General features: G+C 63.3%; 13 protein-coding genes. 11 read left to right on the top strand and 2 right to left on the bottom strand.

What is annotated here, in order from left to right; all coding sequences use genetic code 11:
* Nucleotides 1–149: 149 nt before the first annotated feature.
* The 11 genes from JVX91_RS02490 to hemE all read left to right on the top strand — a co-directional run bounded on the left by JVX91_RS02490 (nt 150) and on the right by hemE (nt 16,161).
* Complete coding sequence (locus JVX91_RS02490) at nt 150–1,214, top strand: pilus assembly protein PilM (RefSeq protein ID WP_205337876.1); 1,065 nt, start codon at nt 150–152, stop codon at nt 1,212–1,214.
* Entirely contained in the window at nt 1,214–1,810 is a 597-nt protein-coding gene (gene pilN, locus JVX91_RS02485) for a type 4a pilus biogenesis protein PilN (protein WP_205337875.1), read from the top strand. Before JVX91_RS02490 ends, pilN begins: the two co-directional genes overlap by 1 nt.
* Nucleotides 1,807–2,451 (top strand): type 4a pilus biogenesis protein PilO, encoded by a 645-nt coding sequence (gene pilO / locus JVX91_RS02480; protein ID WP_205337874.1) that lies wholly within the window; start codon nt 1,807–1,809, stop codon nt 2,449–2,451. Before pilN ends, pilO begins: the two co-directional genes overlap by 4 nt.
* Nucleotides 2,448–2,972, top strand: coding sequence for a type 4a pilus biogenesis lipoprotein PilP (pilP, locus tag JVX91_RS02475; RefSeq protein ID WP_205337873.1), 525 nt, complete (start codon nt 2,448–2,450; stop codon nt 2,970–2,972). The genes pilO and pilP overlap by 4 nt, the downstream gene beginning before the upstream one ends.
* A 53-nt stretch (nt 2,973–3,025) precedes the next feature.
* Nucleotides 3,026–5,167 (top strand): type IV pilus secretin PilQ, encoded by a 2,142-nt coding sequence (gene pilQ / locus JVX91_RS02470; protein ID WP_205337872.1) that lies wholly within the window; start codon nt 3,026–3,028, stop codon nt 5,165–5,167.
* A gap of 8 nt (nt 5,168–5,175) precedes the next feature.
* Nucleotides 5,176–5,694: a shikimate kinase AroK gene (gene aroK / locus JVX91_RS02465; RefSeq protein ID WP_205337871.1), complete on the top strand. Its 519-nt coding sequence runs from the start codon at nt 5,176–5,178 to the stop codon at nt 5,692–5,694.
* A gap of 50 nt (nt 5,695–5,744) precedes the next feature.
* A complete protein-coding gene (gene aroB, locus JVX91_RS02460; protein WP_205337870.1) occupies nt 5,745–6,851 on the top strand; it encodes a 3-dehydroquinate synthase in 1,107 nt (368 codons plus the stop codon).
* Between the two features lie 6 nt (nt 6,852–6,857).
* Nucleotides 6,858–8,555, top strand: a complete 1,698-nt coding sequence (locus JVX91_RS02455; RefSeq protein WP_205337869.1) for an AAA family ATPase — start codon at nt 6,858–6,860, stop codon at nt 8,553–8,555.
* A 462-nt stretch (nt 8,556–9,017) separates the two neighbouring features.
* Nucleotides 9,018–13,463, top strand: a complete 4,446-nt coding sequence (gene gltB, locus JVX91_RS02450; RefSeq protein WP_205337868.1) for a glutamate synthase large subunit — start codon at nt 9,018–9,020, stop codon at nt 13,461–13,463.
* Nucleotides 13,464–13,490: 27 nt separating this feature from the next.
* Entirely contained in the window at nt 13,491–14,909 is a 1,419-nt protein-coding gene (locus JVX91_RS02445) for an FAD-dependent oxidoreductase (protein WP_205337867.1), read from the top strand.
* Between the two features lie 187 nt (nt 14,910–15,096).
* On the top strand, nt 15,097–16,161 hold the full coding sequence (gene hemE, locus JVX91_RS02440; RefSeq protein ID WP_205337866.1) for a uroporphyrinogen decarboxylase: 1,065 nt from the start codon (nt 15,097–15,099) through the stop codon (nt 16,159–16,161).
* Nucleotides 16,162–16,438: 277 nt separating this feature from the next.
* Here the strand turns inward: hemE and gabP are convergent, their stop codons facing one another.
* A complete protein-coding gene (gene gabP / locus JVX91_RS02435) occupies nt 16,439–17,830 on the bottom strand; it encodes a GABA permease (protein WP_205337865.1) in 1,392 nt (463 codons plus the stop codon).
* A 243-nt stretch (nt 17,831–18,073) separates the two neighbouring features.
* On the bottom strand, nt 18,074–19,417 hold the full coding sequence (locus tag JVX91_RS02430) for an MFS transporter (RefSeq protein WP_205339913.1): 1,344 nt from the start codon (nt 19,415–19,417) through the stop codon (nt 18,074–18,076).
* Between the last annotated feature and the right edge of the window lie 166 nt (nt 19,418–19,583).

The following is a 19,583-nucleotide window of genomic DNA, read 5'->3' as shown; positions in this document are numbered from 1 at the left end:
AAGCGGATGGCGCGGTAAAAAGGGAAAAGCTGATCACATTATAAGCAGTTTTTTTGCTGGCGAGCCATTTGCGAAGCTGTCAAGTCTGGTATCTAATGTGGAAAAACATAAATCGTCCGTAAGTCTCGGATGCTGATAGGAAATCAGTCGTGCTAGGGCTCTTCAATAAGAAAGCGAACACGCTGCTGGGGATAGACATCAGTTCGACTTCGGTCAAACTTCTCGAATTGAGCCGCTCTGGAGGCCGCTACAAGGTAGAGGCCTACGCTGTCGAGCCGCTCCCGCCCAATGCAGTGGTAGAAAAGAACATCGCTGAGCTGGAGGGTGTCGGCCAGGCGTTGTCACGCGTGGTCGCCAAGGCGCGGACCCCCGTGAAAACGGCTGCGGTCGCAGTTGCCGGCTCGGCGGTCATCACCAAAACCATCGAGATGGACGGCGGCCTCTCGGACGACGAGCTGGAAAATCAGCTCAAGATCGAAGCCGACCAGTACATCCCCTATCCGCTGGAAGAAGTCGCGATCGACTTCGAAGTCCAGGGTACTTCTGCTCGCAACGCAGACCGCGTTGACGTACTCCTTGCTGCTTGTCGGAAGGAGAACGTCGAGGTTCGCGAGGCGGCACTGGCGCTTGCGGGGCTTACGGCGAAGGTCGTCGACGTTGAGGCCTACGCGCTGGAAAGAGCGTTTAGTCTGCTCGGACAGCAGTTGGGTGGCAATGCCGACGAGCTCACAGTTGCAGTAGTCGACATCGGCGCCACGATGACGACGCTGAGCGTCCTGCACCACGGTCGCACCATCTACACCCGTGAGCAGTTGTTCGGCGGCCGCCAACTCACCGAGGAAATCCAGCGTCGCTACGGCCTGTCGGTCGAGGAAGCCGGACTCGCCAAGAAGCAGGGCGGGCTGCCGGACGACTACGACAGCGAGGTGCTGCAGCCGTTCAAGGACGCCGTAGTCCAGCAAGTGTCGCGCTCCCTCCAGTTCTTCTTCGCAGCCGGTCAGTTCAACGATGTGGACTACATCCTGCTGGCGGGCGGCACCGCGTCGATTCCTGACCTCGATCGCCTGATCCAGCAGAAGATCGGTACTCCGACGCTGGTCGCGAACCCCTTCGCCGATATGGTGCTGAGTGGGAAGGTCAATGCCGGCGCGCTGGCAAGTGACGCGCCCGCGCTGATGATTGCCTGCGGTCTGGCGATGAGGAGTTTCGACTGATGGCACGCATCAACCTATTACCGTGGCGGGAACAGCTGCGGGAGGAGCGCAAGCAGCGCTTCCTGGTGACTCTGGGTGCGGTTTTTCTGGCCTCTGGTGCGCTGGTGTTCCTGGGTGACCAGTACTTCAATTCGGCCATCGAGAACCAGAACGCGCGCAATGATTTCCTGCGCAAGGAAATCGCCGTGCTGGACGCGCGCATCAAGGAAATCAGCGAGCTGAAGACCCGTCGTCAGCAGTTGCTCGAAAGGATGAAGATCATCCAGGACCTGCAGGGTAACCGGCCCATCATCGGTCGCGTGTTCGACCAGTTGGTTCGCACCTTGCCCGATGGCGTCTATTTCACCGAGCTGAAGATGAACGGCAACGCCATCTCCATCTCGGGGGCCGCGGAGTCGAACAACCGCGTATCCAACCTCATGCGTAACCTCGATGCCTCGGAATGGCTGGCTTCGCCGAACCTGACCGAAGTGAAGGCGGTTACCCAGGGAGCCCTGGACCAGGCCAACGTCTTCCAGCTGACCGTCAGGCAGACGCAGCCGGATGAGGACAAGCAGGACGACAAGAAGAACGCAGCGCAAGGAGCCAAGAAATGAGTCTGGCCAGTTCGCTGGAAAGCTTGCGCAAGATCGACATCAACGATCTTGATCTGAACAACATCGGCTCCTGGCCGGCGGCGGTCAAGGTCATCGCCTGCGTACTGTTGCTGATCCTCATGTTGGCGCTTGGTTACAACTTCCACCTCAAGGACCTCGAGGCGCAGCTTGATCAGCAGCGCCAGGAGGAAGTGACGCTCAAGGAGCAGTTCTCGGCCAAAGCCTTCCAGGCGGCGAACCTGGATGCCTACAAGGCGCAGATGAAGGAGATGGAGGAGTCGTTCGGTGCGTTGCTGCGGCAGCTGCCGAGCGATACCGAGGTTCCTGGCCTGCTGGAGGACATCACCCGCACCGGTCTGGGCAGTGGTCTGGAGTTCGAAGAGATCAAGCTGCTGCCGGAATCGGCGCAGCAGTTCTACATCGAGCTGCCGATCCAGATCAGCGTGGTCGGCGGCTATCACGACCTGGCGACCTTCGTGAGTGGCGTGTCCAGCCTGCCGCGGATCGTCACCCTGCATGATTTCGACATCAAGCCCGTGAGCCCCGACAGCACCTCCAAGCTGCGCATGAGTATCCTGGCGAAGACCTACCGCTATAACGACAAGGGCGTGAAAGTGAATGCGCCGGGAGCTGCCAAATGAGGGCTCGGCTGATCATTTGCAGTCTTCTGCTGCTGAGCCTGAACGGATGCGGATCGGGTAGTGATTTCGGCGATCTGCAGGCCTACATGGATGAAGTGCGCGCTCGCCCGAAAGGGGCTATCGAGCCGCTGCCGAAGTTCCAGCCTTATGAAGCCTTCACCTACAGTGCAGCGGCCCTGCGTAGCCCGTTCCAGCCGCCCGTGAAGATCGACCTGGCGGTCAAGCAGAAGGGGAACCGGGTCGTCAAACCCGATGAAACGCGGGTCAAGCAGTTCCTCGAGGGCTTCAACATCGAAACCTTCGAAATGGTCGGTACCTTGGCCAACGAGCAGGGTACGTTCGCGCTGGTGCGCGGTGCAGGAGGGGTGCATCGCGTGCGAGTCGGCGACTATCTGGGGCGCAACGACGGCAAGATCGTTGCGATCAGCGAAGGCAAGATCGACGTGGTCGAAATCGTTCCTGACGGTGAGGGTGGCTGGCTTGAGCGTCCGCGCAGCCTGACTCTCAAGGAACGCTCCTAAGGGCGGGGATGAACATGCATAACAAACAGCAGTCTGCACGACGGAATCAGACGATGAACAGAGTACTTTCTCGCCTGAGCATTTCCCTGCTCGCGGCAGTCTTCGCGCCGGCCCTGTTGGCGGCCAATCTTCAGAGTGTCGATGTGGCGGCGCTTCCGGGCGATCGCGTCGAATTGAAACTGGGCTTCGATGAGCCCATCGCCGCGCCGCGCGGCTACACGATCGAGCAACCGGCGCGAATCGCGCTGGACCTGCCGGGCGTACAGAACAAGCTGGGCAGCAAGAATCGTGAACTGGGTGTGGGCAATGCCCGCAGCCTCACGGTGGTCGAGGCCAAGGACCGTACGCGCCTGATCGTGAACCTGACCACTCTGGTTCCGTACAGCACCCGTTCGGACGGTTCGAACCTTTATATCGTGGTCGGTGGGGCGGGCTCCGCTGCCTCCGCCAACGCGTCGGCGGCGCCGACCTCCTCCGCATCGGTCGCCAGGCCGGCTGCGCCCAAGCCTTACATTCCGGCCGGCAAGGCCATCCGCAATGTTGATTTCCAGCGTGGCGAGCAGGGTGAAGGCAATGTCGTGATCGATCTTTCCGATCCGACCGTCAGCCCCGACATCCAGGAGCAGGGCGGCAAGATCCGTCTCGACTTCCCGCGGACCCAGCTGCCTGACAATCTCCGTGTCCGCCTGGACGTGAAGGATTTCGCGACGCCGGTGCAGTTCGTCAACGCTTCGGCGGCGGGCGACAAGGCCAGCATCACCATCGAACCTACCGGTCTGTACGATTACCTGGTCTATCAGACCGATAATCGCATGACTGTCAGCATCAAGCCGCTGACCCAGGACGATGCCGAGAAGCGCAAGAAGGATAACTTCGCCTACACCGGCGAGAAGCTGTCGCTGAACTTCCAGGACATCGACGTGCGCTCGGTACTGCAGTTGATTGCAGACTTCACCGACCTGAACCTGGTGGCTTCCGACACCGTTCAGGGCAACATCACGCTTCGTCTGCAGAATGTGCCGTGGGACCAGGCGCTGGACCTGGTGCTCAAGACCAAGGGTCTGGACAAGCGCAAGGTGGGCAACGTCCTGCTGGTTGCTCCGGCTGACGAGATCGCGGCGCGTGAGCGCCAGGAGCTGGAGGCGCAGAAGCAGATTTCCGAACTGGCACCGCTGCGTCGCGAGCTGATCCAGGTGAACTACGCCAAGGCCTCCGATATCGCCAAGCTGTTCCAGTCTGTCACTGGCGGCGCTCCGGGTGCTCCGACGGGCGGTCAGGGCGATGTCCGCGGCTCGATTACCGTGGATGATCGGACTAACAGCATCATCGCCTACCAGACTCAGGATCGCCTGGACGAGCTGCGTCGTATCGTTTCTCAGCTGGATATCCCGGTTCGCCAGGTAATGATCGAGGCACGTATCGTCGAAGCCTCCGTCGACTACAGCAAGAGCCTGGGCGTTCGTTGGGGCGGTGCCTTCACCTTCGGTAACTGGGCCGCTTGGGGTAAAGACGGCAACATCGGCACTGGCGGCTCCAACGGTACCAGTTGCGGCCCGTTCGGCGGTGGCGGATGTACGCTACCGACGACCAGCAACTCCCCGACCCCGTCGGTTGACCTGGGTGCTACCAACGCCACTTCCGGCATCGGCATCGGCTTCGTGTCCAACAACGCGATCCTCGACCTGCAGCTCTCTGCGATGGAGAAAGGCGGCAACGGCGAAGTGGTCTCCCAGCCGAAGGTCGTCACCTCCGACAAGGAAACCGCGAAGATCCTGAAGGGTTCGGAAATTCCCTACCAGGAAGCCAGCTCCAGCGGCGCGACCTCGGTATCCTTCAAGGAAGCTGCGCTGTCCCTGGAAGTGACCCCGCAGATCACTCCGGACAACCGCATCATCATGGAAGTGAAGGTCAACAAGGATGAGCCGGACTACGCCAACGCCCTGAACGGCGTGCCGCCGATCAAGAAGAACGAGGTGAACGCCAAGGTGCTGGTCAACGATGGCGAAACCATCGTGATTGGTGGCGTGTTCTCCAACACCCAGACCAAGGCGACCGACAAGGTTCCGTTCCTGGGAGACGTTCCGGTGCTGGGCCGACTGTTCCGTCGTGATTCGGTAACCGACAGCAAGAACGAGCTGCTGGTTTTCCTTACCCCGCGGATCATGAATAATCAGGCCATTGCAGTCGGCCGTTGATCAATGTCGTGTCCAATTTGATTCTGGTAGGCCCGATGGGGGCTGGAAAGAGCACCATCGGGCGTCTTCTCGCCAAAGAGCTTCACCTCGTTTTCAAGGATTCGGATAAAGAGATCGAGCAGCGCTGCGGAGCCAACATCCCCTGGATTTTCGATGTCGAGGGCGAGGCGGGCTTCCGCGAGCGTGAACAATCGATGCTCGCCGAGCTCTGCGCCGAAGGTGGCATGGTCATCGCCACCGGCGGCGGCGCGGTGATGCGTGACGCCAATCGCCTGATCCTCAAGGACGGCGGCAAGGTGATCTATCTGCACGCCTCGGTGGAGCAGCAGATTTCCCGCACGGCGCGCGACAAGAATCGCCCGCTCCTGCAGAAGCCCAATCCGGATCAGATCCTTCGCGATCTGATGCAGATGCGCGATCCGCTTTATCGCGAAATTGCCGATGTGATCATCGAAACCGACGAGCGGCCGCCGCGCCTGGTCGTTCTGGAGATCCTTGAGCGCTTGCGTGAGTTGGAGCGCCATTAACGGCGCTGCAATCTGCGGTATCCTAGTCCCCTTTCTTGCCTGGGGGTTTCATGCGCACACTCAACGTCGATCTGGCCGATCGCAGCTACCCGATCTATATCGGTGAAGGGCTGCTGGACGATCCGCGCTACTTCGAGCCGCACATCCGCGGCCGCCAGGTAGCCATCGTCACCAACGAAACCATCGCGCCGTTGTACCTGGATCGACTGCAGAAGACCCTCTCCGGCTACAAAGTCACTTCGGTCGTGCTGCCCGACGGCGAGGCCTACAAGCAGTGGGAAACCTTGCAACTGATCTTCGACGAGCTGCTCAAGGCGCGTCATGACCGCAAGACCACGCTGATCGCCCTTGGCGGCGGTGTCATCGGCGACATGACCGGTTTCGCCGCAGCCTGTTACCAGCGCGGCGTCGATTTCATCCAGGTGCCGACTACCCTGTTGTCCCAGGTGGATTCCTCTGTCGGTGGCAAGACCGGCATCAACCACCCGCTGGGCAAGAACATGGTCGGGGCGTTCTACCAGCCCCAGGCCGTGGTCATCGACACCGCCACCCTGCTTACCCTGCCGCCCCGCGAGTTGTCCGCAGGCCTGGCGGAAGTCATCAAGTACGGATTCATCTGCGACGAGCCCTTCCTCACCTGGCTGGAAGCGCGCATGGGCGACCTGCTGGCGCTGGAGTCCACCGCGCTGACCGAAGCCATCGAGCGCTCCTGCGCGGCCAAGGCACGCGTAGTCGGCGCCGACGAGAAGGAAACCGGTGTCCGCGCCACGCTGAACCTGGGCCACACTTTCGGCCACGCCATCGAGACCCACATGGGGTACGGCGTCTGGCTGCACGGCGAAGCCGTGGGTGCGGGAACCGTGATGGCACTTGAGATGTCGCATCGGCTGGGATGGTTGACGCGGGGCGAGCGTGATCGTGGCATCCGCCTGCTCGCTGCGGCAAAGCTGCCGGTCGTCCCGCCGCAGGAAATGAATGCCGAGCATTTTCTCGAACACATGGCCGTCGACAAGAAAGTGCTCGATGGCCGTTTGCGTCTGGTCTTGCTCCAAGGGCTGGGGGCCGCGGTCGTGACCGCCGAATTCCCCCGTGAGATTCTGGAAGAAACACTGCGCGCTGACTACCAGGCACTGGTCGGTCAGGCAGGAGAACACTGAGGTCCCATGTCCAGTTTGCATGCCGACGAGGCCTTTCTGGCCCACTACCAGTTCAGTCATGACCCGTTCGCACCGCGGGTTCCCGGCTTCAAGTTCTTCCCCGCCCAGCGCAAGCCGGTGCTGGGCCAACTGCACCACCTGGCTCGCTATAGCCACCTGCTGCTGGCGGTAACCGGCCCGCTGGGCAGCGGCAAGACGCTGCTGCGCCAGGCGCTGGTGGCCAGCACCAACAAGGATGCGGTTTCCAGCGTGGTCATTTCGGGCCGCTCGGTCACCGATGAATCCACCTTGCTGCGCCAACTGGCGCAGGGCCTGGGGATCACCCAGACCAGCATCGAGGCGATTCTGGCCAAGGTCGCGCAACTGGCGATCACCGGCCAGGACGTCTACCTGCTGGTGGACGATGCCGAGCAACTGCGAGACGACGCTCTGGAAGTCCTCCTGCTGCTGGCCGCGGGCAACAGCGAGGCGCGTCTGCATGTCTTCCTGTTCGGCGAGCCGGAAGTGCTGCAGCGCCTGGAGGTGCTGTCCGAAGGCGAGGAGCGCTACCACGCCATCGAGTTGCAGCCCTACAGCGAGGACGAGACGCGCGAATACCTGGCGCAGCGCCTGGAGGGAGCAGGGCAGGGCATCGAGCTGATCTCTGCCGACCTGCTCGCTGACATCCACGAGCAGTCCGGTGGTTGGCCGGGTGCGATCAACCAGACCGCCCGCGACGCAATGATCGAGGCAATGCTGGCTGACCGTGGCGGTGCCCGCAAAGCTGCCGGTCCGAGCTTCAAATTGCCGAAGAAACACCTGGCGATCCTCGGCGTGGTTGCCATTGGCGTCATCGCCGCCTGGTTCATGCAGGGCAAAACCAGCAAGCCGGAAACTGCGACCGGTACTGCCGCGCAATCTTCGTCTCAGCTGCCGCTGGGTGATGGCACGGCCGCGCAGCCAAGCGCGACGCCACAGCCGGATGCCCAGGGCAACGGTCCGTCGGTCGAGTTCGCCGGTTCCAACCAGCCGCTGCCGCTGCCGTTGGTGGGCGAAAGCCAACCGGTGATTCGTGAGCCGCTGGCCCAGGCCGGCGGACAGGAAGATGCCGACGAAGGCGGCATGCCGTCTGCTGCCATCCCGCCGACGGTGACCACCACTGCGCCGCCGGTAACGCCGCTGGCCAACAACGGCCCGAAACCGCTGAATCCGGTGCCGCCGGCGCCGAGCCAGTCCCAACCTGTTGCGCAGCCGGCAACCAAGCCTGCACCGACCCAGGCCGCCACGCCGCGTCCCGAGCCGGTCAAGCCTGCCGCCACTGCGCCGGCCAAGCCGGTTCAGGCCGCCAAACCGGTGGCCAGCAAGCCTGCCACTACCGTTGCCAGCGCCAAGCCCGCCAGCAAGCCCGCAGCGGCAACCGGTGGCAGCGCTGGCGGAAGCAGCTGGTACCAGTCCCAGGCTGGTTCGCGTTACTCCGTGCAGGTGCTGGGCACCGGTTCGGAAGCCAGCGCCAAGGCCTTCATCAGCCAGCAGGGCGGCGGTGACTACCGTTACTTCCGCAAGAACCTGCAAGGCAAGCCGTTCTACGTCGTGACCTATGGCAACTTCGCTGACCGCAATGCCGCCCAGGCCGCGATCAAGAAATTGCCGGCGAAGATCCAGGCCTCCAAGCCCTGGGCGCGTCCCTTCTCCAGCATCCAGCAGGACATCGCCGGAGCGCGCTGAAAGGTCGCACTGTCGCAATACTGAAAAAGCCGAGCCCCATACCCTGGGGCTCGGCTTTTTTATTGGCTTGTTTCTTTTGTCGCATTCTTATAAAAATGCGACATAGGGTGTCAGCAGTGCGTCAAAAAAATTCAGTGACGTCGCTTTCCCCGTGTGTACAATGACCTCCCTTTGCCTATCGGAAACTCGCCGCTTGAGCGGGTAGACAGGCGAAGTGCTTGAAGAGGGTCTGCTGACGTTTCGTCATGGCCAGGGCCGGAACCGCCGCTACGTTGGGTAAGACGTGGCAACTCGCGCGGAACGGTCATTCCAGGTGAACCAGGGGCGTAAGCGGCGCTGCACGATAGATGCGGCCCGAGCCTTTAGGGTGCGCGGGAAACGAGCCTGCACGGCGAAACAGGGCGATGGCGAAACGTCAGCAGACCCTGGAATTTATAAAAGTTTTGCCGGTGAGAGTTCCCTATGAAAGCAGGTCTGTACCATCCTGAGACGTTCAAGGATAACTGCGGATTCGGTCTGATCGCCCATATGACGGGCGAGGCAAGCCACGAACTTCTGCAAACCGCCATCGAAGCACTGACCTGCATGACCCACCGAGGTGGGATCAACGCGGACGGGAAAACCGGGGACGGCTGTGGGCTGCTGATCCAGAAGCCCGACCAGTTCCTGCGCGCCGTGGCCAAGGAATCCTTCGCGACCGAACTGCCCGGCCAATACGCCGTGGGCATGGTCTTCTTCAACCAGGACCCGGTGAAAGCCGAAGCCGCCCGCGCGAACATGAATCGCGAGATCGAGCGCGCCGGCCTGAAGCTGGTCGGCTGGCGCAAGGTGCCGATCGACACCAGCGTCCTGGGTCGCCTGGCGCTGGAGCGCCTGCCGCAGATCGAGCAGGTGTTCATCGGCGGTGAAGGCCTGTCCGACCAGGACTTTGCGGTCAAGCTGTTCAGCTCCCGTCGCCGCTCCTCCGTGGCCAACGCCGAGGACGCCGATCACTACGTCTGCAGCTTCTCGCACAAGACCATCATCTATAAGGGCCTGATGATGCCGGCGGACCTCGCCGCCTTCTATCCGGACCTTTCCGACGAGCGCCTGAAGACCGCCATCTGCGTCTTCCACCAGCGCTTCTCGACCAACACCCTGCCGAAGTGGCCGCTGGCCCAGCCGTTCCGCCTGCTGGCGCACAACGGCGAGATCAACACCATCACCGGCAACCGCAACTGGGCCCAGGCCCGTCGCAGCAAGTTCGCCAACGAGTGGATGCCCGATCTCGACGAGCTCGGCCCGCTGGTCAACCGCGTGGGTTCAGACTCCTCCAGCATGGACAACATGCTGGAGCTGATGGTCACCGGCGGCATGGACATGTTCCGTGGCCTGCGCATGATCATTCCGCCGGCCTGGCAGAACGTCGAGACCATGGACGCCGACCTGCGCGCGTTCTACGAATTCAACTCGCTGCACATGGAGCCGTGGGACGGTCCCGCCGGCGTCGTGCTGACCGACGGCCGCTACGCCGTCTGCCTGCTCGACCGTAACGGTCTGCGCCCGTCGCGCTGGGTTACCACCAAGAACGGCTACATCACCCTCGCCTCGGAAATCGGCGTGTGGGACTACAAGCCCGAGGACGTCATCGCCAAGGGCCGCGTCGGTCCGGGCCAGATCCTCGCGGTGGACACCGAGACCGGCCAGCTGCTGCAGACCGACGACATCGACAACCGTCTGAAGTCGCGCCACCCGTACAAGCAGTGGCTGCGCCAGAGCGCGCTGCGCATCCAGGCTACCCTGGACGATGACCAGGGCGTGGCCAGCTACGACGGCGACCAGCTCAAGCAATACATGAAGATGTTCCAGGTCACCTTCGAGGAGCGTGACCAGGTGCTGCGCCCGCTCGCCGAGCAAGGCCAGGAAGCGGTCGGCTCGATGGGCGACGACACCCCGATGGCGGTGCTGTCCAAGCGTATCCGCTCGCCCTACGACTACTTCCGCCAGGTCTTCGCGCAGGTCACCAACCCGCCGATCGACCCGCTGCGCGAAGCGATCGTGATGTCCCTGGAAACTTGCCTGGGCATCGAGCAGAACATCTTCGAAGAGTCCCCGCACCACGCCAACCAGGCGATCCTCACCAGCCCGGTGATCTCCCCGGCGAAGTGGCGGACCCTGATGAACCTGGAACGCCCGGGCTTCGACCTGCACCACATCGACCTGAACTACGACGAGTCCGTCGGCCTCGAAGCGGCCGTGCGCAACATCGCCGACCAGGCCGAGGAAGCCGTGCGCGCCGGCAAGGTGCTGCTGGTGCTGTCCGACCGTCACATCGCTCCCGGCAAGCTGCCGGTGCACGCGGCCCTGGCCGTTGGCGCCGTACACCACCGCCTGGTGCAGACCGGCTTGCGCTGCGACTCCAACATCCTGGTGGAAACCGCCACTGCCCGTGACCCGCACCACTTCGCGGTGCTGGTGGGCTTCGGTGCGTCCGCGGTCTACCCGTTCCTCGCCTATGAGGTGCTGGCCGACCTGATCCGCACCGGCGAAGTGCTGGGCGACCTCTACGAGGTCTTCAAGTACTACCGCAAGGGCATCTCCAAGGGGATGCTGAAGATCCTGTCGAAGATGGGCATCTCCACCATCGCCTCCTACCGTGGCGCCCAGCTGTTCGAAGCCATCGGCCTGGCCGACGAGGTCACCGGCCTGTGCTTCCCGGGTACCCCGAGCCGCATCCAGGGCGCGCGCTTCCTCGACATCGAGAACGAGCAGAAGCTGCTGGCCGGCGAAGCCTGGAACAGCCGCAAGGCGATCCAGCAGGGTGGCCTGCTGAAGTTTGTCTATGGCGGCGAATACCACGCGTACAACCCGGACGTGGTGAACACTCTGCAGGCCGCCGTGCAGCAGGGCGACTACGCCAAGTTCAAGGAGTACACCGGGCTGGTGGATAGCCGTCCGGTCTCCATGCTGCGCGACTTGCTCAAGGTGAAGACCGTCGACCAGCCGCTGAGCCTGGATGAGATCGAACCGCTGGAGTCCATCTTCAAGCGCTTCGACGCAGCCGGTATCTCCCTCGGCGCGCTGTCGCCGGAGGCCCACGAAGCGCTGGCCGAGGCGATGAACCGCCTGGGCGGCCGCTCCAACTCCGGTGAAGGCGGCGAAGACCCGGCGCGTTACGGCACGCTGAAAAGCTCGAAGATCAAGCAGGTGGCCACCGGCCGCTTTGGCGTGACCCCGGAATACCTGGTCAACGCCGAAGTCCTGCAGATCAAGGTGGCCCAGGGCGCCAAGCCCGGCGAGGGCGGCCAACTGCCCGGCGGCAAGGTCAACGGCCTGATCGCCCGCCTGCGCTACGCAGTCCCCGGCGTGACCCTGATTTCGCCGCCGCCGCACCACGACATCTACTCCATCGAAGACCTCGCCCAGCTGATCTTCGACCTCAAGCAGGTCAACCCGCAGGCGCTGGTCTCGGTGAAGCTGGTGTCCGAACCGGGCGTGGGCACCATCGCCGCCGGCGTGGCCAAGGCCTACGCCGACCTGATCACCATCTCCGGCTACGACGGTGGTACCGGCGCGTCGCCGATCACCTCCATCAAGTACGCCGGTAGCCCGTGGGAGCTGGGCCTCGCCGAGGCGCACCAGACCCTGCGCGGCAACGACCTGCGCGGCAAGGTCCGCGTGCAGACCGACGGCGGCCTGAAGACCGGCCTGGACGTCATCAAGGCGGCCATCCTCGGCGCCGAGAGCTTCGGCTTCGGCACCGCGCCGATGATCGCCCTGGGCTGCAAGTACCTGCGCATCTGCCACCTGAACAACTGCGCCACCGGCGTCGCCACCCAGAACGACAAGCTGCGCAAGGACCACTTCATCGGTACTGTGGACATGGTGGTGAACTTCTTCACCTTCATCGCCAGCGAAACCCGTGAATGGCTGGCCAAGCTCGGCGTGCGCAGCCTGGAAGAGCTGATCGGCCGCACCGACCTGCTGGAAATCCTGCCGGGCGAGACGCCCAAGCAGGGCAACCTCGACCTCACGCCGCTGCTGGGCAGCGACCTGATCCCGGCCGAGAAGCCGCAGTTCTGCGAAGTCGAGAAGAACCCGCCGTTCGACCAGGGCCTGCTGGCCGAGAAGATGGTCGAGCTGGCCCGTGGCGCCATCGAAGGCGCCAAGGGCGGCGAGTACGAACTGGATATCTGCAACTGCGACCGCTCCATCGGCGCGCGGATTTCCGGCGAGATCGCCAAGGTTCACGGCAACCAGGGCATGGCCAAGGCGCCGATCACCTTCCGCTTCAAGGGCACTGCGGGTCAGAGCTTCGGCGTGTGGAACGCCGGCGGCCTGCACCTGTACCTGGAAGGCGACGCCAACGACTACGTGGGCAAGGGCATGACCGGCGGCAAGCTGGTCGTCACCCCGCCCAAGGGCAGCCCGTTCAAGTCGCAGGAGTCGGCCATCGTCGGCAACACCTGCCTGTACGGCGCCACTGGCGGCAAACTGTTCGCCGCCGGTACCGCGGGCGAGCGTTTCGGCGTGCGCAACTCCGGCGCTCATGCCGTGGTTGAAGGCACTGGTGACCACTGCTGCGAGTACATGACCGGCGGTTTCATCTGCGTTCTGGGCAAGACCGGCTACAACTTCGGCTCCGGCATGACCGGTGGCTTTGCTTATGTCCTCGACCTGGACAACACCTTCGTCGACCGCGTGAACCATGAGCTGGTGGAAATCCAGCGGATCAGCGGCGAAGCGATGGAAGCCCAGCGCAGTCACCTGCGCAAAGTGCTGGTCGAGTACGTGGCGGAAACCGCGAGCGAGTGGGGCGCACATCTGCTGGAGAACCTCGACGACTACCTGCGTCGGTTCTGGCTGGTGAAACCGAAGGCCGCCAGCCTCGGTTCCCTGCTGACCAGCACTCGTGCCAACCCGCAATAAGCGCCTGAAGTTTGATGAGGTCTGAAAATGTCTGAACGTCTTAACAATGACTTCCAGTTCATCGAAGTCGGGCGCAAGGATCCGAAGAAGAAGCTTCTTCGCCAGCGCAAGCGCGAGTTCGTGGAAATCTACGACCTGTTCAAGCCGCAGCAGGCGGCTGACCAGGCCCACCGTTGCCTGGGCTGCGGCAACCCGTACTGCGAGTGGAAGTGCCCGGTCCACAACTTCATCCCCAACTGGTTGAAGCTGGTCTCCGAAGGCAACATCCTTGCCGCCGCCGAGCTGTCCCACCAGACCAACACCCTGCCGGAAGTCTGCGGCCGGGTGTGCCCGCAGGATCGCCTGTGCGAAGGCGCCTGCACCCTGAACGACGGCTTCGGCGCGGTCACCATCGGCTCGGTGGAGAAGTACATCACCGACACCGCGTTCGCCATGGGCTGGCGCCCGGACATGTCCAAGGTCAAGCCCACCGGCAAGCGCGTCGCCGTGATCGGCGCGGGCCCGGCCGGCCTGGGCTGTGCCGACGTCCTGGTGCGTAATGGCGTGACCCCGGTGGTGTTCGACAAGAACCCGGAAATTGGCGGCCTGCTGACCTTCGGCATCCCCGAGTTCAAGCTGGAGAAGCAGGTGCTGTCGCGCCGCCGCGAAGTCTTCACCGGCATGGGCATCGAGTTCCGCCTGAACACCGAGATCGGCAAGGACGTGACCATGGAGCAACTGCTCGATGAGTACGATGCTGTGTTCATGGGCATGGGCACCTACACCTACATGAAAGGCGGCTTCCCCGGCGAGGACCTGCCCGGCGTGCACGACGCGCTGGACTTCCTGATCGCCAACGTGAACCGCAACCTGGGCTTCGAGAAGTCGCCGGAAGACTTCGTCGACATGAAGGGCAAGCGCGTCGTGGTACTGGGCGGTGGCGACACCGCAATGGACTGCAACCGCACCTCGATCCGCCAGGGCGCCAAGAGCGTGACCTGCGCGTACCGCCGTGACGAAGAGAACATGCCCGGCTCGCGCAAAGAGGTGAAGAACGCCAAGGAAGAAGGCGTGAAGTTCCTCTTCAACCGCCAGCCCATCGCCATCGTCGGCGAGGACAAGGTGGAAGGCGTGAAGGTGGTCGAGACCCGTCTTGGCGAGCCGGACGCCCGTGGCCGTCGCAGCCCCGAGCCGATCCCGGGTTCCGAGGAAATCATCCCGGCCGAAGCCGTGCTGATCGCCTTCGGCTTCCGCCCGAGCCCGGCGTCGTGGTTCGACCAGCACCAGGTGGAAATCGACAGCCAGGGCCGCGTCATCGCTCCGGCTGCTTCGCAGTTCAAGCACCAGACCAGCAACCCGAAGATCTTCGCCGGCGGCGACATGGTCCGCGGTTCCGACCTGGTGGTGACGGCGATCTTCGAAGGCCGCACGGCTGCCGAAGGTATCCTCGACTACCTCGGCGTCTGATCGTGCCCCGGTAGGGCGAATAAGGCGGAACGCCTTATCCGCCGCGGCGGATAACGCCTCTGGCGTTATGCGCCCTACCAGGCTGACGCAGCGACAAACTGTCGCGATGGACAAAAGGCACGGCACCCGCCGTGCCTTTTCTTTTGGGCTTTGCGAAAATACCCGCACTTTTTTGCCGGATGCCGTTATGACTGCCTTGAAGAACGATCGCTTCCTCCGCGCCCTGCTCAAGCAGCCCGTCGATGTCACCCCCGTCTGGATGATGCGCCAGGCTGGCCGCTACCTGCCGGAGTACCGCGCCACCCGCGCCAAGGCCGGTGACTTCATGAGCCTGTGCATGAACCCGCAGATGGCCTGCGAAGTGACCCTGCAGCCGCTGGACCGTTACCCGCAGCTGGACGCGGCGATCCTCTTCTCCGACATCCTCACCATCCCCGATGCCATGGGGCAGGGCCTGTACTTCGAGACCGGCGAAGGCCCGCGTTTCAAGAAGGTCGTGAGCACCCAGGCCGATATCGACGCCCTGCCGGTCCCCGATCCGGAGAAAGACCTGGGCTACGTGATGGACGCCGTGCGCACCATCCGCCGCGAGCTGAACGGCCGCGTGCCGCTGATCGGCTTCTCCGGCAGCCCCTGGACCCTGGCCACCTACATGGTCGAAGGCGGATCCAGCCGTGACTTCCGCAAGACCAAGGCGATGCTCTACGACAATCCGCAGGCTCTGCACGCTCTGCTGGACAAGCTGGCGCAGTCGGTCACCAGCTACCTCAATGGCCAGATCCTCGCCGGCGCGCAGGCGGTGCAGATCTTCGATTCCTGGGGCGGTGCGCTGTCGGCGGCGGCCTACCAGGAGTTCTCCCTGGCCTACATGCAGAAGATCGTCGACGGCCTGATTCGCGAGCACGAAGGTCGCCGCGTGCCGGTGATCCTCTTCACCAAGGGCGGCGGCCTGTGGCTGGAGTCCATGGCCAATACCGGCGCCGAAGCCCTGGGCCTGGACTGGACCTGCGATATCGGCAGCGCCCGCGCCCGCGTCGGCGACAAGGTTGCCCTGCAGGGCAACATGGACCCGGCGGTGCTCTACGCCAAGCCGGACGCCATCCGTGCCGAAGTCGCGCGTATCCTCGGTGCCTTCGGTAACGGCAATGGCCATGTGTTCAACCTCGGCCACGGCATCACCCCGGAAGTCGACCCGGCCCATGCCGGCGCCTTCTTCGAGGCCGTGCACGAGCTGTCGGCGCAGTACCACTGAGCCTGACGCCGAACTGAAAAAGCCCCGCGTATGCGGGGCTTTTTCGTTTCTCGCTCCGGGGTTCGCGAACATACTCTCCTCCGCTGGGAAGAAGCTGCGATGTTCTTTGTAGGAGCGGACCTTGTCCGCGAAACCGCCCGGCTGCCGCCTGCCGCCTGCCGACGGATCGCGGACAAGGTCCGCTCCTACGAAAGCTCGGTCGCCGGAAACAAAAAAGCCCCGCCATAAGGCGGGGCTTTTCATTCCCTCATGGAGCATCAAGCCCCATCAGAGCGCATCACGCAGCGTCGCCCACCAGGCCGGCGGCGCGCTGGGCCTTGCGGCGGTTGGACACCAGCAGGCCGGAGCAGACGACCACGATGGTCAGCAGCGCGGTGGCGACCACTTCGATGCGGTGGTCCGGGCGGATCAGCATGATGATCAGCGCGGCGCTGATGAACAGGATCACCGCCCAGGTCAGCCAGGGGAAGAACCACATCTTCAGGGTCAGCTGGTGGCCCTGGGCGAGCAGTTTCTTGCGCATGCGCAGCTGCGATACGGCGATCACCAGGTACACCAGCAGGGCGATGGCGCCGGAGCTGGCCAGCAGGAAGTTGAACACTTCAGCCGGGGCCAGGTAGTTGGCGAAGGTGCACAGGAAGGCCATGGCGGTGGACAGCAGCACGGCGTAGATCGGGGTGCGGCTGACGCTGGTCACCTGGGCGATCTTCGGCGCGTCGCCGCGCTTGCTCAGCGAATACATCATGCGCGAAGCGGTATAGAGCGCCGAGTTCAGGCAACTGGTCACCGAGACCAGCACGATGATGTCGACGATCAGCTTGGCGTACGGGATGTGCAGATGCTCCAGCACGGTCTGGTAGGAGCCCATGCTCACCAGACGCGGGTCGTTCCACGGCACCAGGCAGACCACGATCAGGATCGACAGCAGGTAGAACAGCGCGATACGCCAGATCACCGAGTTGGTGGCGCGAGTGATCTGCTGCTCCGGGTCTTTGGACTCGGTGGCAGCGATGGTGACGATTTCCGAACCCATGAAGGAGAACATGGTGGTCAGCAGCGCGGCGAGTACGGCGCCCCAGCCCTTGGGCAGGAAGCCTTCGCTGGTCAGGTGGCTGATGCCGGAGACTTCGCTGTTGGGCGAGAAGCCGAAGATGGCCGCGCAGCCCAGCATGATGAAGGCGATGATCGAGCAGACCTTGATCAGCGCCAGCCAGAACTCGAACTCACCGTAGTTCTTCACGCTGAACAGGTTGGTCACGGTCAGCGCGGAGGTGATCACGAAGGCCAGGACCCAGATCGGCGCGCCAGGGAACCAGGCGTGGATGATCGCCGCGGCGGCGTTGGCTTCCAGCGGGATCACCAGGACCCAGAACCACCAGTACAACCAGCCGATGGTGAAGCCGGCCCAGTGACCGATGGAGCGGTCGGCGTAGGTAGAGAAGGAGCCGCTGTCGGGCTGCGCGACGGCCATCTCGGCCAGCATGCGCATGACCAGTACGACCAGCAGGCCGGCGATCAGATAAGAAACCAGAACGGCCGGACCGGCCTCGGCGATGGCGTGACCCGAGCCCACGAACAGGCCCGCACCAATGGCGCCGGCAATCGAAAGCATCGTGACGTGACGATTTTTCAAGCCCTGGGAGAGCTCGGAAGATGGGGTGCTGCTCATGCTTTACCTACAACTACGGAGGGAATTTCGTACTGCGGGAGTCGAGGTCCGTTTCAGGAATCCAACAAGTCGTTCGAAATAGTAAACGCAAGGATCGCGCCACATTCTGTTACGACTTAAGTCGTAGGTTGGGAATTTATCCTACAACGCCCGCCTGGCAGGCGTTATCTGATCTGAGATTAATGTCTTTGTACGACCGTTCCATGTCGTTTTTAGGTATGAAAATTTTTGCGTGTGTAGAAACTACCCATTTCTGCCGAGTGCGGGGAGATCGCGAGGTAACACTGGCAGCCGCGCCAGGTGCAGGGCCACCAGCAAGCCGATCCCCAGTAGGCTGGCGATAAACAGACCCACGCCGTTCCAGCCATAGTGGTGCCAGAACACCCCGCCGGCGGTCCCGGCGACGCTGGAGCCGACGTAGTAGCTGAACAGGTACAGCGACGAGGCCTGGCCCTTGGCCTTCAAGGCGCGGCGGCCGATCCAGCTGCTGGCCACCGAGTGCGCGCCGAAGAAGCCGAAGGTGAAGATCAGCAGGCCGACCAGTACCAGGGCCAGCGGTTGCAGCAGGGTGATCAGCACGCCGCCGAGCATCAGCGCGATCATCGCCCAGAGCACTTTGCGGCGACCGAGCTTGTCGGCCAGCGAGCCGACCCACGCCGAGCTGTAGATGCCCGACAGGTAGACCAGCGAGAGCACGCCGACAATGGCCTGGCTCAGGTGGTAGGGCTCAGCCAGCAGGCGGTAGCCGATGTAGTTGAACAGGGTGACGAAGGCGCCCATCAGCAGGAAGGCCTCGAGGAACAGCCAGGGCAGGCCGGCATCGCGGAAATGCCCACGGAAGCCTTCGGCCAGCTGGCGCGGCTTGAGCGGCGCCGGGCGGAAGTTCTTCGACTCGGGGAGGATGCGCCAGAACAGCAGCGCCGCGGCCAGGGCGAGCACGCCCAGGGTGGCCAGTGCCACGTGCCAGTTCACATAGTCCACCAGCACGCCGCTGATCAGCCGGCCGCTCATGCCGCCGATGGCATTGCCGCCGATGTACAGCCCCATGGACAGCCCGATGTGCTGCGGGTGGATTTCCTCGGAGAGGTAGGTCATGCCCACTGCGGCCAGGCCGCTGAGCGACAGGCCGAGCAGCGCGCGCATGGCCAGAACGCCGTGCCAGGTCGGCATCAGCGAGCTGCCGATGGTGAACAGGGCGGCGAGGACCAGCGAGGCGACCATGATCGACTTGCGCCCGATGGCGTCGGAGATCGGCCCGGTGACCAGCAGGCCGAAGGCCATGGTGATGGTGGAAATCGACAGCACCAGGCTGCTTTGCGCGGCGCTCAGGCTGAAGGCTTGGGACAGCACCGGCATCATCGGCTGCACGCAGTAGAGCAGGGCGAAGGTGGCGAAGCCGCCGGAGAACAGCGCCAGCGACGTGCGCATGAACGCCGGGGTGCCTTTTTCGATGTAGGTTTCGATTTCTTCGACGACGCGCACTACGTCGCTGTTGGCTTCGCGCGCGCTTTCTCGCAGATCAGGCAGCAGTTCCGCCGGATCGTTGGCGGCAGACGGCTCTGGTGCGACAGACGGCTCGGCCGCCATGGGATGTTCTTCCCGCAAAGCCCGCAGGGCAGGTTGACTCACGACACACCTCAGGTTGGTAACAGCAGGAGGGCCTGGAATGGCGGCAAGGGCCCGCGCGGCCAGGCAGGGAGCAGGTTGGTAGTCGTTATTGGGCTTGTGTGGAAAGGATAAGGAGCGGGCTTTA

The sequence above is a fragment of the Pseudomonas sp. PDNC002 genome, assembly GCF_016919445.1.
GTDB lineage: Bacteria > Pseudomonadota > Gammaproteobacteria > Pseudomonadales > Pseudomonadaceae > Pseudomonas.
The sequence above is the reverse complement of the archived record's forward strand: the minus strand, read 5'-3'. Positions and strand labels throughout refer to the sequence as shown.

Excerpts from the sequence above, each read along its gene's own strand:
- pilN (WP_205337875.1), top strand. The coding sequence starts at position 1,214 with ATGGCACGCATCAACCTATTACCGTGGCGGGAACAGCTGCGGGAGGAG.
- pilO (WP_205337874.1), top strand. The coding sequence starts at position 1,807 with ATGAGTCTGGCCAGTTCGCTGGAAAGCTTGCGCAAGATCGACATCAAC.
- pilP (WP_205337873.1), top strand. The coding sequence starts at position 2,448 with ATGAGGGCTCGGCTGATCATTTGCAGTCTTCTGCTGCTGAGCCTGAAC.
- pilQ (WP_205337872.1), top strand. The coding sequence starts at position 3,026 with ATGAACAGAGTACTTTCTCGCCTGAGCATTTCCCTGCTCGCGGCAGTC.
- aroB (WP_205337870.1), top strand. The coding sequence starts at position 5,745 with ATGCGCACACTCAACGTCGATCTGGCCGATCGCAGCTACCCGATCTAT.
- JVX91_RS02455 (WP_205337869.1), top strand. The coding sequence starts at position 6,858 with ATGTCCAGTTTGCATGCCGACGAGGCCTTTCTGGCCCACTACCAGTTC.
- gltB (WP_205337868.1), top strand. The coding sequence starts at position 9,018 with ATGAAAGCAGGTCTGTACCATCCTGAGACGTTCAAGGATAACTGCGGA.
- JVX91_RS02445 (WP_205337867.1), top strand. The coding sequence starts at position 13,491 with ATGTCTGAACGTCTTAACAATGACTTCCAGTTCATCGAAGTCGGGCGC.
- hemE (WP_205337866.1), top strand. The coding sequence starts at position 15,097 with ATGACTGCCTTGAAGAACGATCGCTTCCTCCGCGCCCTGCTCAAGCAG.
- gabP (WP_205337865.1), bottom strand. The coding sequence starts at position 17,830 with ATGAGCAGCACCCCATCTTCCGAGCTCTCCCAGGGCTTGAAAAATCGT.
- JVX91_RS02430 (WP_205339913.1), bottom strand. The coding sequence starts at position 19,417 with ATGGCGGCCGAGCCGTCTGTCGCACCAGAGCCGTCTGCCGCCAACGAT.